General features: G+C 64.1%; 13 protein-coding genes. 9 read left to right on the top strand and 4 right to left on the bottom strand.

Features of this window, described 5'->3' with window-relative positions:
* Positions 1-246: 246 nt before the first annotated feature.
* Genes AC27VQ_RS13945 through AC27VQ_RS13930 form a run of 4 tightly spaced genes read left to right on the top strand, consistent with a single transcriptional unit; the run spans position 247 to position 5393 of the window.
* The gene (locus AC27VQ_RS13945; RefSeq protein WP_488716730.1) at positions 247-1836 is read left to right on the top strand and encodes an ABC transporter substrate-binding protein; all 1590 of its coding nucleotides are present in this window, start codon (positions 247-249) and stop codon (positions 1834-1836) included.
* Positions 1836-2945 carry an ABC transporter permease gene (locus AC27VQ_RS13940; protein WP_488716729.1) on the top strand — a complete coding sequence of 370 codons (1110 nt, stop codon included), beginning with the start codon at positions 1836-1838 and terminating at the stop codon, positions 2943-2945. The genes AC27VQ_RS13945 and AC27VQ_RS13940 overlap by 1 nt, the downstream gene beginning before the upstream one ends.
* Positions 2942-3769 (top strand): ABC transporter permease, encoded by an 828-nt coding sequence (locus AC27VQ_RS13935; protein ID WP_488716728.1) that lies wholly within the window; start codon positions 2942-2944, stop codon positions 3767-3769. The genes AC27VQ_RS13940 and AC27VQ_RS13935 overlap by 4 nt, the downstream gene beginning before the upstream one ends.
* Positions 3762-5393 (top strand): ABC transporter ATP-binding protein, encoded by a 1632-nt coding sequence (locus AC27VQ_RS13930; protein ID WP_488716727.1) that lies wholly within the window; start codon positions 3762-3764, stop codon positions 5391-5393. Before AC27VQ_RS13935 ends, AC27VQ_RS13930 begins: the two co-directional genes overlap by 8 nt.
* Before the next feature lie 198 nt (positions 5394-5591).
* Here the strand turns inward: AC27VQ_RS13930 and AC27VQ_RS13925 are convergent, their stop codons facing one another.
* The 3 genes from AC27VQ_RS13925 to AC27VQ_RS13915 are packed head-to-tail and all read right to left on the bottom strand — an operon-like array spanning position 5592 to position 7266.
* Positions 5592-5942, bottom strand: a complete 351-nt coding sequence (locus AC27VQ_RS13925) for a PAAR domain-containing protein (protein ID WP_488716726.1) — start codon at positions 5940-5942, stop codon at positions 5592-5594.
* On the bottom strand, positions 5939-6358 hold the full coding sequence (locus tag AC27VQ_RS13920) for an ACT domain-containing protein (RefSeq protein ID WP_488716725.1): 420 nt from the start codon (positions 6356-6358) through the stop codon (positions 5939-5941). Before AC27VQ_RS13920 ends, AC27VQ_RS13925 begins: the two co-directional genes overlap by 4 nt.
* Positions 6355-7266, bottom strand: coding sequence for an alpha/beta hydrolase (locus AC27VQ_RS13915; protein WP_488716724.1), 912 nt, complete (start codon positions 7264-7266; stop codon positions 6355-6357). The genes AC27VQ_RS13920 and AC27VQ_RS13915 overlap by 4 nt, the downstream gene beginning before the upstream one ends.
* Before the next feature lie 123 nt (positions 7267-7389).
* On the opposite strand from AC27VQ_RS13915, the gene AC27VQ_RS13910 reads away from it, so the two are divergent.
* Positions 7390-8298 carry a LysR family transcriptional regulator gene (locus tag AC27VQ_RS13910; RefSeq protein WP_488716723.1) on the top strand — a complete coding sequence of 303 codons (909 nt, stop codon included), beginning with the start codon at positions 7390-7392 and terminating at the stop codon, positions 8296-8298.
* A 9-nt stretch (positions 8299-8307) separates the two neighbouring features.
* On the opposite strand, the gene AC27VQ_RS13905 is transcribed toward AC27VQ_RS13910, so the two are convergent.
* Positions 8308-9369 (bottom strand): acyltransferase family protein, encoded by a 1062-nt coding sequence (locus tag AC27VQ_RS13905; protein ID WP_488716722.1) that lies wholly within the window; start codon positions 9367-9369, stop codon positions 8308-8310.
* A 199-nt stretch (positions 9370-9568) separates the two neighbouring features.
* Between AC27VQ_RS13905 and AC27VQ_RS13900 the strand changes: the two genes are divergently transcribed.
* The 4 genes from AC27VQ_RS13900 (at position 9569) to AC27VQ_RS13885 (ending at position 13721) form a co-directional block, all read left to right on the top strand.
* Entirely contained in the window at positions 9569-10729 is a 1161-nt protein-coding gene (locus tag AC27VQ_RS13900; protein WP_421591405.1) for an ABC transporter substrate-binding protein, read from the top strand.
* Positions 10730-10973: 244 nt separating this feature from the next.
* The gene (locus AC27VQ_RS13895) at positions 10974-11969 is read left to right on the top strand and encodes an ABC transporter ATP-binding protein (RefSeq protein WP_488716721.1); all 996 of its coding nucleotides are present in this window, start codon (positions 10974-10976) and stop codon (positions 11967-11969) included.
* Complete coding sequence (locus AC27VQ_RS13890; RefSeq protein ID WP_421593057.1) at positions 11966-12916, top strand: ABC transporter permease; 951 nt, start codon at positions 11966-11968, stop codon at positions 12914-12916. The genes AC27VQ_RS13895 and AC27VQ_RS13890 overlap by 4 nt, the downstream gene beginning before the upstream one ends.
* Positions 12906-13721: an ABC transporter permease gene (locus AC27VQ_RS13885; protein ID WP_313530010.1), complete on the top strand. Its 816-nt coding sequence runs from the start codon at positions 12906-12908 to the stop codon at positions 13719-13721. Before AC27VQ_RS13890 ends, AC27VQ_RS13885 begins: the two co-directional genes overlap by 11 nt.
* Positions 13722-13725: the final 4 nt, after the last annotated feature.

Genomic DNA, 13725 nt, shown 5'->3' with positions numbered 1-13725 from the left:
ACGCTTTCCATAAGCCTGGCTTGTGGCAGAAATAGATATTTTGTGGCGTTACACACGGCCTATGGATAGATAGCTTTATAGATCACGAGCCGCAGGGCGGCAGTAACAGGAGGCTTCCGGGAGACGTGACGAGACCGGCATCTGCACAAAAAGCCGGTCGTAAGGTTGCCTTAGAGGCAAAAAACAGAAATTCTGCCAACCATAACGACAAATGCCCAAAACGGGCGCAGCAAAGGGAACAGGGGAATGACTGACTACACCAAATACCTCACCGACCAGGTTTCGCTCGGCAAGATGAGCCGCCGCGAGTTCATGGGCCGCGCGGCGGCCTTCGGCGTCACGCTCGCCGTTGCCGGCACGATGTTCGACACCGCCGCCAAGGCGCAGGAGCCGAAGCGTGGCGGCAATCTCAAGCTCGGCCTCGAAGGGGCAGCCGCAACCGACTCGAAGGACCCCGCAAAGGCGCTCTCGCAGTTCATGTTCGTCGTGAACCGCAACTGGGGCGACATGCTGGTCGAATCCGAGCCGCTGACCGGTAAGGCCGTTCCGGCGCTCGCCGAATCCTGGGAACCGTCCGCCGACGCCTCGACCTGGACCTTCACCATCCGCAAGGGCGTGAAGTTCCACGACGGCAAGGACCTGACCATCGACGACGTGATCAAGACCCTGCAGCGCCACACCGACGAGAAGTCGGAGTCGGGCGCGCTCGGCGTCATGAAGTCGATCAAGGAAATCAAGGCCGATGGCGACAAGCTCGTCCTCGTCCTGTCGGAAGGCAATGCCGACCTGCCGCTGCTTCTGACCGACTACCACCTCGTCATCCAGCCGAACGGCGGCCTCGACGATCCGAACGCGATGATCGGCACCGGCCCGTTCAAGGTCACCAGCTTCGAAGCCGGCGTACGCGCCACCTTCGAACGCAACAAGGACGACTGGCGCCAGGATCGCGGTTATGTCGACACGGTCGAGATGATCGCCATGAACGACGCGACCGCCCGTATCGCAGCGCTGTCTTCCGGCCAGGTGCACTACATCAACCGCGTCGACCCGAAGACCGTCGATCTCCTGAAGCGTGCGCCGACCGTCGAGATCCTCTCCACCTCCGGCCGCGGCCACTACGTGTTCATCATGCATTGCAACACGGCGCCGTTCGATAACAACGATCTGCGGCTTGCACTGAAATATGCGATGGACCGCGAGACGATGCTGGAGAAGGTGCTCGGCGGCTACGGCAAGGTCGGCAACGACTTCCCGATCAACGAGACCTATGCCCTCTTCCCCGAAGGCATCGAGCAGCGCGCCTATGATCCTGACAAGGCCGCCTTCCACTACAAGAAGTCGGGCCACAGCGGCTCGGTTCTGCTGCGCACGTCCGACGTTGCCTTCCCGGGCGCCGTCGACGCGGCCGTGCTCTACCAGGAAAGCGCCAAGAAAGCCGGCATCGAGATCGAAGTGAAGCGCGAACCGGGCGACGGCTACTGGTCGAACGTCTGGAACGTCCAGCCCTTCTCGACCTCCTATTGGGGCGGCCGTCCGACGCAGGACCAGATGTACTCCACCGCCTACCTCTCGAAGGCCGACTGGAACGACACGCGCTTCCTGCGCGAAGACTTCGACAAGATGGTGCTGGAAGCCCGCTCCGAACTGGACGAAGCCAAGCGCAAGGACATGTACCGCGCCATGGCCATGATGGTGCGTGACGAAGGCGGCCTCATCCTGCCGATGTTCAACGACTTCGTGAACGCCTGCTCGAAGCAGGTGAAGGGCTATGTCCACGACATCGGCAACGACATGTCGAACGGCTTCGTCGCAACCCGTGTGTGGCTCGACGCCTGATGACCGGCGGCGGACCGGCGCACGGTCCGGAGCTGACAGCAACGGCTGCTGCGGGCGATAGCCCGCAGTCTGCCGGCGTTGCCGGATCGGTTGCGTCCACTGGTGCTCCCATCATCGAAGGCACGCCTTCGTTCTGGGCGAAACTCAGCAAGAGCAGCCCCCTGGTTGCGCTTATCCTGCAACGCCTCGCGCTCAGCGTGGCGTTGCTCTTCGCCGTGTCGCTGATGATCTTCGGCGGCGTGGAAGCCTTGCCCGGCGACTTCGCCACCACCTATCTCGGCCAGTCGGCCACCCCGCAGGCCATCGAGAACATCCGCAAGGATCTCGGCCTCGACCAGCCGGCCACGACGCGTTACTTCAAATGGCTCGGCGGCGCGGTCCAGGGCGATTTCGGCAAGTCCTGGGCGTCGAAAAACTCCGTTAGCGAGCAAATCGGCAAACGCCTCGGCAATTCGCTGTTCCTCGCCTTCTTCGCCGCGATCATCTCGGTACCGCTTGCAGTCGGCCTCGGCATGCTGGCGGTGCAATATCGAAACCGCCTGCCCGACAAGATCATCAACGTCATCTCGCTTGCGGCGATCTCGTTGCCGGAATTCTTCGTCGGCTACCTGCTGATCCTGTTCTTCGCCGTGCAGCTGGGTGTGGCGACCTTCCCGGCGACCGTCTATGACTCGATGACACTAGGCCAGCGCCTGTCGGCCATCGCGTTGCCCACGGCAACCCTCGTCCTCGTCGTGCTCGCCCACATGATGCGCATGACGCGGGCGGCGATCCTCAACGTGATGTCCTCGGCCTATGTCGAGACGGCGGAACTGAAGGGCCTTTCGGGCCTGCGCATCATCGCCAAGCACGCGGCGCCGAATGCGCTGGCGCCGGTCATCAACGTCATCGCGCTCAACCTCGCCTATCTCGTGGTCGGCGTTGTCGTCGTGGAAGTGGTGTTCGTCTATCCCGGCATGGGCCAGTACATGGTCGACGCCGTGACGGTGCGTGACATGCCGGTCGTGCAGGCCTGCGGCCTGATCTTCGCCGCCTTCTACATCTTCCTCAACATGTTCGCCGATATCCTTGCGATCGTCGCGAACCCGAGATTGAGGCATCCGCGATGAGACTTTCTTCCATCCCCGTCAGCGCATGGGTCGGCATCCTGGGCATTGCCCTTGCCCTCTTCTGCGCCCTCTTCGCACCGTTCATCGCCCCACATGGCGAAAGCGAAATCGTCGGCTCCGTCTGGCAGCCGATGGGCGGCGACTACCTGCTCGGCACGGACAATCTCGGCCGCGACCTATTCTCGCGTCTGATCTTCGGCGCCCGCACCACGATCTTCGTGGCGCTGGCGGCAACCGTGCTCTCCTTCTCGCTCGGCATGCTCCTGTCGTTCACGGCAGCGGTGACGGGGGGACTGATCGACCAGGCCTTCTCGCGCTTTAACGACCTGATGATGGCGATCCCGACCCTGATCTTCGCCCTCGTCGTGCTTGCCGTTCTGCCGCAGCAGCTCTGGATCCTCATCCTCGTCATGGCGGTGCTCGACAGCACGCGCGTCTATCGCATCGGCCGTGCCGTGGCGCTCGATGTGGCCGTCATGGAGTTCGTGGAAGCCGCACGGCTGCGCGGCGAAGGCACGGGCTGGATCATCTTTCGGGAAATCCTGCCCAACACGCTCTCGCCGCTGCTCGCCGAATTCGGCCTGCGTTTCGCCTTCTCGATCCTGTTCCTCTCCACCCTCTCCTTCCTCGGCCTCGGCATCCAGCCGCCGGCCGCCGACTGGGGCGGCATGGTGAAGGACAACAAGGACGGCATCATCTTCGGCATTTCGGCCGCCCTCATTCCGGGCGGTGCGATTGCGGGGCTCGCCATCTGCGTCAACCTCGTCGTCGACTGGCTGATGAAACGCACCTCGAGCCTCAAGGGAGGGCGCGGCGATGCCTGATCTTCTTTCCGTCCGTAACCTCAAGATCGAGGCGACCAGCTATCCGCCGGGCGAGCCGCCGAAGACCGTCACCCTCGTCGAAGGCGTCAACTTCGACGTCGAAAAGGGCAAGGTGCTCGGCCTCATCGGCGAATCCGGCGCCGGCAAGTCCACCATCGGCCTCACCGCGCTCGCCTATGGGCGCGGCGGGGTGAGGATCACTGGCGGCGAGGTCAAGCTCAACGGCGAGGACCTGCTGAAGCTCGGCCCCGCTGGCATCCGCAAGGTGCGCGGCGCCAAGGTCTGCTACGTCGCACAGTCGGCGGCAGCGGCCTTCAACCCCGCCCACCGGCTCGGCGAACAGGTGATCGAGGCCTCCTTGAAACACGGCATCATGAGCCGTGCGGAGGCGGAAAAGCGCGCGCTCTACCTGTTCAAGGTGCTCGGCCTGCCAAGCCCGGAAACCTTCGGCCAGCGCTATCCGCACCAGGTCTCCGGCGGCCAGTTGCAACGCGCCATGACCGCCATGGCGCTCTGCCCCAACCCGGAGCTCATCGTCTTCGATGAGCCGACGACCGCGCTCGACGTGACGACGCAGATCGACGTGCTTGCCGCCATCAAGCACGCGATCGAGGAGACCCACACGGCCGCGCTCTACATCACCCACGATCTCGCGGTCGTGGCGCAGATCACGGACGATATCCTCGTGCTCCGCCACGGCAAGATGGTGGAATACGGCTCGGTGAAGCAGATCATCGAGGCCCCGACGCAGGACTATACCCGTGCGCTGGTCAATGTGCGCGGCACGAGACGGGATGAGGCGCCCGACCAGACGGATACGCTGCTCAAGGTCGACAACATCACCGCCGGCTATTCCAACGGCTTCAAGGTGTTGCAGAACGTCTCGCTGCATCTGCCGAAGGGCCAGACGCTGGCGGTGGTGGGGGAATCGGGCTCGGGCAAATCCACCCTTGCCCGCGTCATCACCGGCCTGTTGCCGCCGCAGGACGGCACGATCAGCTTCGACGGCAAAGCTTTGCCGAAGGCGCTGAAGGGCCGGTCGAACGACGAGCTTCGCCGCGTCCAGATGATCTACCAGATGGCCGACACCGCGATGAACCCGCGCCAGACGGTGCGCGACATCGTCGGCCGCCCGCTCACCTTCTATTACGGCCTGCGCGGCCAGCAGAAGACCGAGCGGGTGAAGGAACTGCTGGAGCAGATCGAGATGGGCGGCCGGTTTGCCGACCGCTATCCGGCCGAGCTTTCGGGCGGCCAGAAACAGCGCGTCGCCATCGCCCGCGCCTTGGCGGCCAAGCCCGAGCTCATCCTCTGCGACGAGCCGACCTCCGCCCTCGACCCGCTGGTGGCCGAAGGCATCCTGAAACTTCTCCTGAAACTTCAGGAGGAAACGCAGGTCTCCTACATGTTCATCACGCACGACATCGCCATCGTGCGCGCCATCGCCGATTCGGTGGCCGTGATGCATCGCGGCAAGCTCGTGCGCTTCGGCCCGAAATCGAAGGTGCTCTCGCCGCCCTTCGACGACTATACGGACCTGTTGCTGAAATCGGTTCCGGAAATGGAGATCGGCTGGCTGGAGAAAGTTCTCACCACGCGGCGCATGGCAAGCGCCGGCAACTGATCAAAGCGGGCGGCCTCGGGTCGCCCGTTTATTTTTGAACACGCCACAAGCCTCTCTACGTGTCATCCTCGGGCTTGACCCGAGGATCCACGCATCCGCACCGTCCTGCCCGTGGCATGGATCCTCGGATCAAGCCCGAGGATGACGTTGAGGGTGGGGCGACCTTCTTAGCAAAAACCGCTCGCCACGCTCATTCACTCACTTCTGCGTGCAGTTCACGTCCCCGACGCGGCTCGTCGTCTCGCCCTCGGCCATCACGGTCTCTTCGCCGCGCGCCGTGCAATTGCCCTTCTCGCCCACGCCGCTGCGGAACTTCACCATGGGCTGGCCCTCGATCATGATGCTCGGCACGATCTCGTAAAGTTCCGGCGGGCAGTTCACCACGTCGGACAGCCTGAGCGCCGGCGCGCCGCCGATGAAGACGCTTTGGGCACCAGTCAGCGCACAGGCCGGGATCGGCGGCGCCGCATCCTCGGCGACGGATAGGGACGGCGACGCCGTTGCAAGGCCAAGAGCCAGCACAGCTCCCGCAAACCGGAAAAATCTCATCGTCCCTCTCCCTTTTCCCGCGCCGAACGGGAGAGTGCGCGAAGGGCGTCCAGCGCCCGTTCGGCATCCCGCTCCGGCACGAATATGTGGTCGTGATGGTAGGCGGCAACCACGTTGGCGCTGATGCCCTCGCGCGTCAACGCCGCGGCGAAGGCCCCGGTCAGTCCCACCGCCTCCAGCGAGGAATGCACGGTCAGCGTGATCATCCGCATCGGCGGGCTGGCGGAAAGCCCTTCGGCGGCGGCGATCGGCACGATCAGCGTCAACCCCTCCGCCTCCTGGAAGAAACCAATCGGTTTCCGGTAAAGGTGACGCGCCAGTCCGTCGGCCGGCACGCAGGCATAGACGAAACAACCCTCGGCCAACGCCGGCTCCATCGTCTTCAGGAGTTCATCGAGATCGGTGACGCCGCTCATGCGCGCGCCATCCGGCTGACGGCATCGCACAGTGCCGCAAAGCAGGCCTTTGCCCCCTCGCTCATGAAGCGGGCCCGGAGCCAGGCATGGATCATCTGCTTTTCCTCACGATACTCCACCGGCACGCCGGCCAGGATCAGCCGCGCCGCATAGGCCCGCGCATCGTCGCGCAGCGGATCGAAATAGGCGCCGGTGATGAAGGCCGGCGGCAGGCCGGCCAGCTCGGCCGCCCGGAGCGGAAAGGCATGGGCCGCATCGTCAGGCGCCTTGTAGACATCGCGGTAATAGGCGACATCGGCGGTGGAAAGGCCCGGCGCATCGGCCATCTCCACATAGGAGCCTGAAACCAGATCGCCCCCCAGACCGGGATAGATCAAGGCCTGCCCGACGATACCCTTCAGCCCCTCGTCACGCGCCTTCAGCACGATCCCGGCCGCCAGATTGCCGCCGGCACTGTCGCCGATGACCACGACCGGCTGACCGTCCTGCAAAAGCGAGACGAGAACTGCCCAGCAATCCTCGAAGGCGGCGGGCCAGACATGCTCCGGCGACAGGCGATAATCGATGGAAAAGAGTTCGGCACCCGCCGCTTCGGACAGTTCGGCGCAGATCGCATCGTGGCTATCGAGCGATCCCACAACGAACCCGCCACCATGAAAATAGTAGAGCCGCGTCCCCGTCGTGACAGCGGCCGGCCGGTAGCGCCGCACCGGAATGCGCCCCGCCACCAGCCCATCCTCCTTGACCATGCCGGCCGGCGGCGGCGCATCGAAGGCAGCGCACAGGGCATCGTACCAGGCACGCTGCTGCGTGATATCGGCATCGACAGCATCGGTGGGGTAGAAATCCTCGCAGCGCTTGTGGAAGGTCAGAATGCCCTCCTCGGTCGGCATGGGACGTTCGGTCATGGCGGCTCCTCGTCTTGTCCCGGTAGCATAGCAGCGCCCTTCCCCACCGCCTGCCCCGCAAACGGCTTTCCCAAGGAATTTTCGGCGCTTGCCTGACCTGCCGCCGGCATATTAACTGCCGCCATGGCATTCACCCTCCGGCAATTGCAATATTTCGTCGCCGTCGCGGAACAGGGCTCCGTGACGCGCGCCGCGCAGAACCTCTCGATCTCGCAATCCTCGATCACCGAGGCGATCAAGGAGCTCGAATCGGATCTCGGCGTCGAACTCTTCGAACGCCATCCGCGTGGCCTGACGACGACGCATAACGGCCACCAGTTCCTGCGCCACGCCACGAAAATCCTCGCCAATGTGTCGGATGCCCGCTCCTCCTTCTCCGACAGCCGCACGCCGGAAAAGGGACAGCTCAATCTCGGTGTCACCTCGCTCGTCGCCGGCTACGTGTTGTCGGATCTGCTCTCGCGCTACCGCCGCGCCTTCCCCGGCATCGATGTCAGCGCCATCGAGGACAACGGGTCCTATCTCGAACACCTGCTCGTCGGCGGCGAACTGGATGTCGCCGTCATGGTCATCTCCAACCTGCGCGACCGCATGGCGCTTCAGGCGGAGATCATCGAGACCTCGCCCTACCGGCTCTGGCTGCCGATCGGCCATCCGCTCGTCTCGGCCGATATCATCTCCGTCAGCGATATCGCCAGGGAGCCCCTGATCATGCTGACGGTCGATGAAATCGAGGAGAACACCGGAAAGCTGCTCTCGGCCCTTGGCGCCCGCCCGCATGTCGCCTTCCGCACGCGCTCCGTGGAAGCCGTGCGCAGCCTGGTCGCGACGGGGGCCGGCATCGCGCTGCTGCCCGATCTCGTCTACCGCCCCTGGTCGCTGGAAGGCGACCGCATCGAAAGCCGCGACGTCTCCGGCGCGCTGCCGGTGGTGCAGATCGGCATGGTCTGGCGCAAGGGGTCCAGCCTGCCGCAGGCGGCGCGGGATTTCGTGGGACTGGCGGAAGCGCTGCGCGGCGGGCGCGGGCGCTGACGATCCGCCTTAGCTGGACGCCGGAGCTTCTATTTTCCCGGCGGGCCTATCGATCAGGCCGCTGCGCAGCCCGCTCTTGCGCCACAGGCCGACCAGCCATTGCCGGGCCGGCACTTCGATCGTCACATGCAGAAACCACGCGGCAAGGCCAGCGATGACGAATGTCAGCGGAATGACCAGCGGCTCCGGAAGCAGGCCGCTCAGCGTGTGCTGCGCAAGAAACATCGCCGGCACGTGGAAGAGGTAGAGCGAGAAGCTGATCGCACCGAGAAAACGAAGCGGCACGGAGGCGAAGATTCCGGCCGATAGCGGCGCCTGCCAGGCGACGAGCGCGACGATGACGGCTGAGGCAAACGCGCTGTGCACGCCCCAGAAACCGGGATCGACTGCCGGCAGGACGTAACGATAGCTCATGAACAGGATCGGCAGCGAAAGCGCCAGCACCCCGATGAGCGGCGACCGGGAAGCCGGCCCCCAGAGCGCATGAAGGCGGCCGGCGACGGCGCCGAACAGGAAATAGGGCAGCTTCGAGGGAAGCAGGATACCCGGCCCCGGCAGGCCGAGCAGGCCATCGATGGCGACGAACGCCATCAGGACGGCGATCAGAGCCGGAAACCGGCGCGGCTGGCCGAGGCAAAGCCAGAGCACGGGGAAAAAGAGATAGAACTGGATTTCCGGCGGCACCGACCAGAAGACGCCGCTCGAGCCGAGCAGCACGACATGCCGGACAAAATCCTTCATGCCCTGGATCGGCTGGATGTAGTCGAGACCCGGCGCGACGGAGAGGATCATCACGACGACGACGGCGGCGAGATAGACAGGATAGATGCGGGCAAAGCGGCTGACGAGAAAGTCGAGCACGGCGGCGCGCGTCACCGGTTGCCCGCCATAGAGATAGGCCATCAGGAAACCGCTCAGGGCGAAGAACAGACCGACGGCCTCGCTGCCCATGATGGGAAGATGGAGAGCGGCCATGCTGGGAAAGACAAGGCCGATATGCGCCATGACGACCAGCACCGCCGCAAGGCCGCGCAAGCCATCGAGACTGGCAATGTGTTCCGGCCGGCCCATTGTCGCCTGCTCCCTATCGTGCAAAGCGAGAGCTTCCTCCATGGCTGCTTTACAGACGATTAAGGTCGCCCGCTTCATAGAGCATTCGGAATTTCCGATAGCGACATTCTGATTAATGAATTTGCGAAAGCGGCAAAATCGCGGCACCTTTTCAACCGGGAACAATACCGCTCAAAAGCGGCCAAACCGGGAGACTGTCATGAAGCGACTTCTGCATTCCTGCACCGCGCTTACCCTTTCGCTCGCCTTCACCACAGCCGCCATCGCACAGGAGCCCCTGAAGGAGCTCGGCGCCGGCGAAGGCGAAGTGTCCATCGTCGCCTGGGCCGGCTATATCGAGCGCGGCGAGACGGACAAGGCCTATGACTGGGTCACCGATTTCGAGAAGAAGACGAGCTGCAAGGTCACCGTGAAGACCGCCGCGACGTCGGACGAAATGGTCGCGCTGATGAACGAAGGCGGTTTCGACCTCGTCACCGCCTCGGGCGATGCGTCGCTCCGCCTCGTTGCCGGCAAGCGCGTCCAGCCGATCAATACCGATCTCATCCCGAGCTGGAAGACCATCGACGAGCGCTTGCAGAGCGCGCCGTGGCACACGGTCAACGGCGTTCACTACGGCACGCCCTATCTCTGGGGACCGAACGTGCTGATGTACAACACCGAAGCCTTCAAGGGCGAAGCGCCGAAGAGCTGGAAGGTCGTCTTCGAGGAAATGACGCTGCCCGACGGCAAGTCCAACAAGGGCCGCGTGCAGGCCTATGACGGCCCGATCCACATCGCCGATGCCGCCCAGTATCTGATGGCGCACAAACCGGAACTCGGCATCAAGAACCCTTACGAGCTCAACGAAGACCAGTACAAGGCCGCCCTCGACTTGCTTCGCGTTCAGCGCACGCTGGTAGGCCGCTACTGGCACGATGCGATGATCCAGATCGACGACTTCAAGAACGAAGGCGTCGTCGCCTCGGGCTCCTGGCCGTTCCAGGTCAACCTGATGCAGGCTGAAAAGCAGCCGATCGCCTCGACCTTCCCGGAAGAAGGCGTCACCGGCTGGTCGGATACGACCATGCTGCATGCCGAAAGCCAGCATCCGAACTGCGCCTATATGTGGATGGAACATTCGCTGTCGGCCAAGGTGCAGGGCGATGCCGCCGCCTGGTTCGGCGCGGTTCCCTCGGTTCCGGCCGCCTGCAAGGGCAATGCGCTCCTGACCGACGGCGGTTGCGCGACCAACGGCTTCGACAATTTCGACAAAATCGCCTTCTGGCGCACGCCGGTTTCGAAGTGCGAAAGCCAGGGCGAATGCGTGCCCTATCACCGCTGGGTCTCCGACTATATCGGCGTGATCGGCGGCCGCTAACGCAATCGACGCGGCATACTCCCTCTAATCTCCCCCCTTGTGGGGGAGATGTCGCCGAAGGTGACAGAGGGGGGTGGCCGCGAAGCGGCAATATTTGACCATGCGGGCGGCTTTACCCCCCTCTGCCCTGCCGGGCATCTCCCCCACAAGGGGGGGAGATCGGATAGGTGCGCCGTTTTCCTGCTCATGACCCTTTGCGATTGGCTCGCCGCGCCCATCGCCTCCAAACCACCGGGAGCCCCCAATGACCGCCGTCCTGTTCCAGCAAGTCTCCCGCCATTTCGGCGCTGTCCGCGCCGTCGACAGCGTGGATCTCGCCATTGCCGAGGGCGAATTCTTCGCGATGCTCGGGCCCTCCGGTTCGGGCAAGACGACATGCCTGCGCCTGATGGCCGGTTTCGAACAGCCGACCGCGGGCCATATCGAGATCTTCGGCGAGACGGCGGAGGGCGTGCCGCCCTACCGGCGCAACGTCAACACGGTGTTCCAGGACTACGCCCTCTTCCCGCATCTTTCGATCCTCGAAAATGTCGCCTATGGCCTGATGGTCAAAGGGGTAGGCAAGGCCGAACGGCTGAAGGCAGCCGAAAAGGCACTCGCCATGGTGAAGCTGCCGGGCTACGGCACGCGCCGCCCCGGCCAGCTCTCCGGCGGCCAGCGCCAGCGCGTGGCGCTCGCCCGCGCCCTCGTCAACCGCCCCCGCGTGCTGCTGCTTGACGAACCGCTCGGCGCACTCGACCTGAAACTGCGCGAGCAGATGCAGGAAGAGCTGAAATCGTTGCAGAAGTCGCTCGGCATCACCTTCGTTTTCGTCACCCACGACCAGGGCGAGGCCCTGTCGATGGCCGACCGCATCGCGGTCTTCAGCGATGGAAAAATCCAGCAACTCGGCACGCCGGAAGAGGTCTACAAGCGGCCGCAGACGCGCTTCGTTGCCGATTTCGTCGGCTCCTCCAACGTGCTGCCGCCGGATTTCGTGGAACATCTCGGTTTCGGCAAACACTATGCCAGCCTCCGGCCGGAAGACATCGGCCTCGGCGACGGCCCCGGCCGCAAGCAATTCGCCGGCCGCGTCACGGCCGCAAGCTTCCTGGGTGCTGCCAACCGCGTGACGGTGGAGACGAACGGCGCGCGCGTCGCCGCCATGCTGCCAGCTTCCGCCGCCGTTCCCGCACAGGGCGAGGTGGTCACTCTCTCCTTCCTGCCGCAGGACCTGCACACGATGGACGGCGCCCAATGAGCACGGTCATCGACACCTCCATCCTCGCGGGCCGGCAAGGCCCCTCCGGGCGGCTCTCGGATTTCTTCTGGCGCAACCCCAAGATCCTGCTGCTCCTGATGCTGACGCCGCCGCTGCTCTGGCTCGGCATCATCTATCTCGGTTCGCTCTTCGCCCTGCTGCTGCAGAGCTTCTTCTCGATCGACGACTTTTCCGGGCTGATCAATTACGAGTTCACGCTCGCCACCTACAGGCAGCTGCTGATCCCCTCGAATTTCGACATCATCCTGCGCACCGTCCTGATGGCCGTGCTGGTAACGCTCGCCTCCGCCGTCATCGCCTTCCCCATCGCCTATTACGCGGCACGCTACGCCAAGGGGAAATGGAAGGTCATTTTCTATCTCGGCGTCATGCTGCCGCTGTGGTCGAGCTACCTCGTCAAGATCTATGCCTGGAAGCTGATCCTCGCCAAAGAAGGCATCCTCACCTGGGTCTTCGCCAAGCTGCACCTCCTGTGGCTGCTCGATGCCTGGCTGGCGCTCCCGGTCGTCGGCGGCTCCTCGCTATCGATCAGCTATACCGGCACCTTCATCGTCTTCATCTATGTCTGGATGCCCTTCATGATCCTGCCGATCCAGGCCTCGCTGGAGCGCGTGCCGGGCAACCTGATCGAAGCCTCGGCAGACCTTGGCGGCAACCCGGCGCAGACCTTCCGCTTCGTGCTCTTCCCGCTGGCGCTGCCCGGCATCATCGCCGGCTCGATCTTCACCTTCTCGCTGACCTTGGGCGATTACATCATTCCGCAGATCATCGGTTCGTCCCGGCTGTTCATCGGCCAGGCGGTCTATGCCCAGCAGGGCACGGCGGGCAACATCCCGCTCGCCGCCGCCTTCTCCGTCGTGCCGATCGTCATCATGGGCCTCTATCTCTGGATGGCCAAACGACAGGGAGCCTTCGATGCGCTCTGATAGAAACGCCTCCGCCCCCCTCGGCCTGAAGGTCGCCGCCGGTCTCGGCCTCGCCTTCCTGCACCTGCCGATCCTGCTCATCTTCCTCTATGCCTTCACCACGGAGGAGAAGAGCTACCAGTTCCCGCCGCCGGGCTACACGCTGCAATGGTTCGCAGTGGCCTGGAACCGGCCGGATGTCTGGGAAGCCATGGGCCTTTCGGTCCGCGTCGCCTCGATCTCGACGGCTGTCGCCCTGGTGCTCGGCACGCTCTGCGCCGCCGCCGTCAGCCGCACGAAATTCTTCGGCCGGGAAACGGTCTCGCTGCTCGTCATCCTGCCCATCGCGCTGCCCGGCATCATCACCGGCATCGCGCTGCGCTCGGCCTTTTCCTTCGTGGAGATGCCCTTCTCGTTCTGGACCATCGTGCTCGGCCACGCGACCTTCTGCGTCGTGGTCGTCTATAACAATGCGGTGGCCCGCTTCCGCCGTATCTCCGGCTCCCTGATCGAAGCCTCGATGGATCTCGGTGCCGACAGTTTCCAGACCTTCCGCTACATCATCCTGCCGAATATTGGCACGGCGCTGCTTGCCGGCGGCATGCTCGCCTTCGCGCTGTCCTTCGACGAGGTGATCGTGACGACCTTCACCGCCGGCCAGCAATCGACCCTGCCGATCTGGATGCTGGAAGAGCTCGTGCGCCCGCGCCAGCGGCCGGTGACGAATGTCGTCGCCATGTTCGTGGTGCTCGTCACCTTCCTGCCGATCCTCGGCGCCTACTACCTCACCCGCGATGGCGATCAGGTCGCCGGCGGCGGCAAATAACCCA

Source organism: Shinella sp. 20P9.1.1 (genome assembly GCF_057798995.1).
The sequence above is the reverse complement of the archived record's forward strand: the minus strand, read 5'-3'. Positions and strand labels throughout refer to the sequence as shown.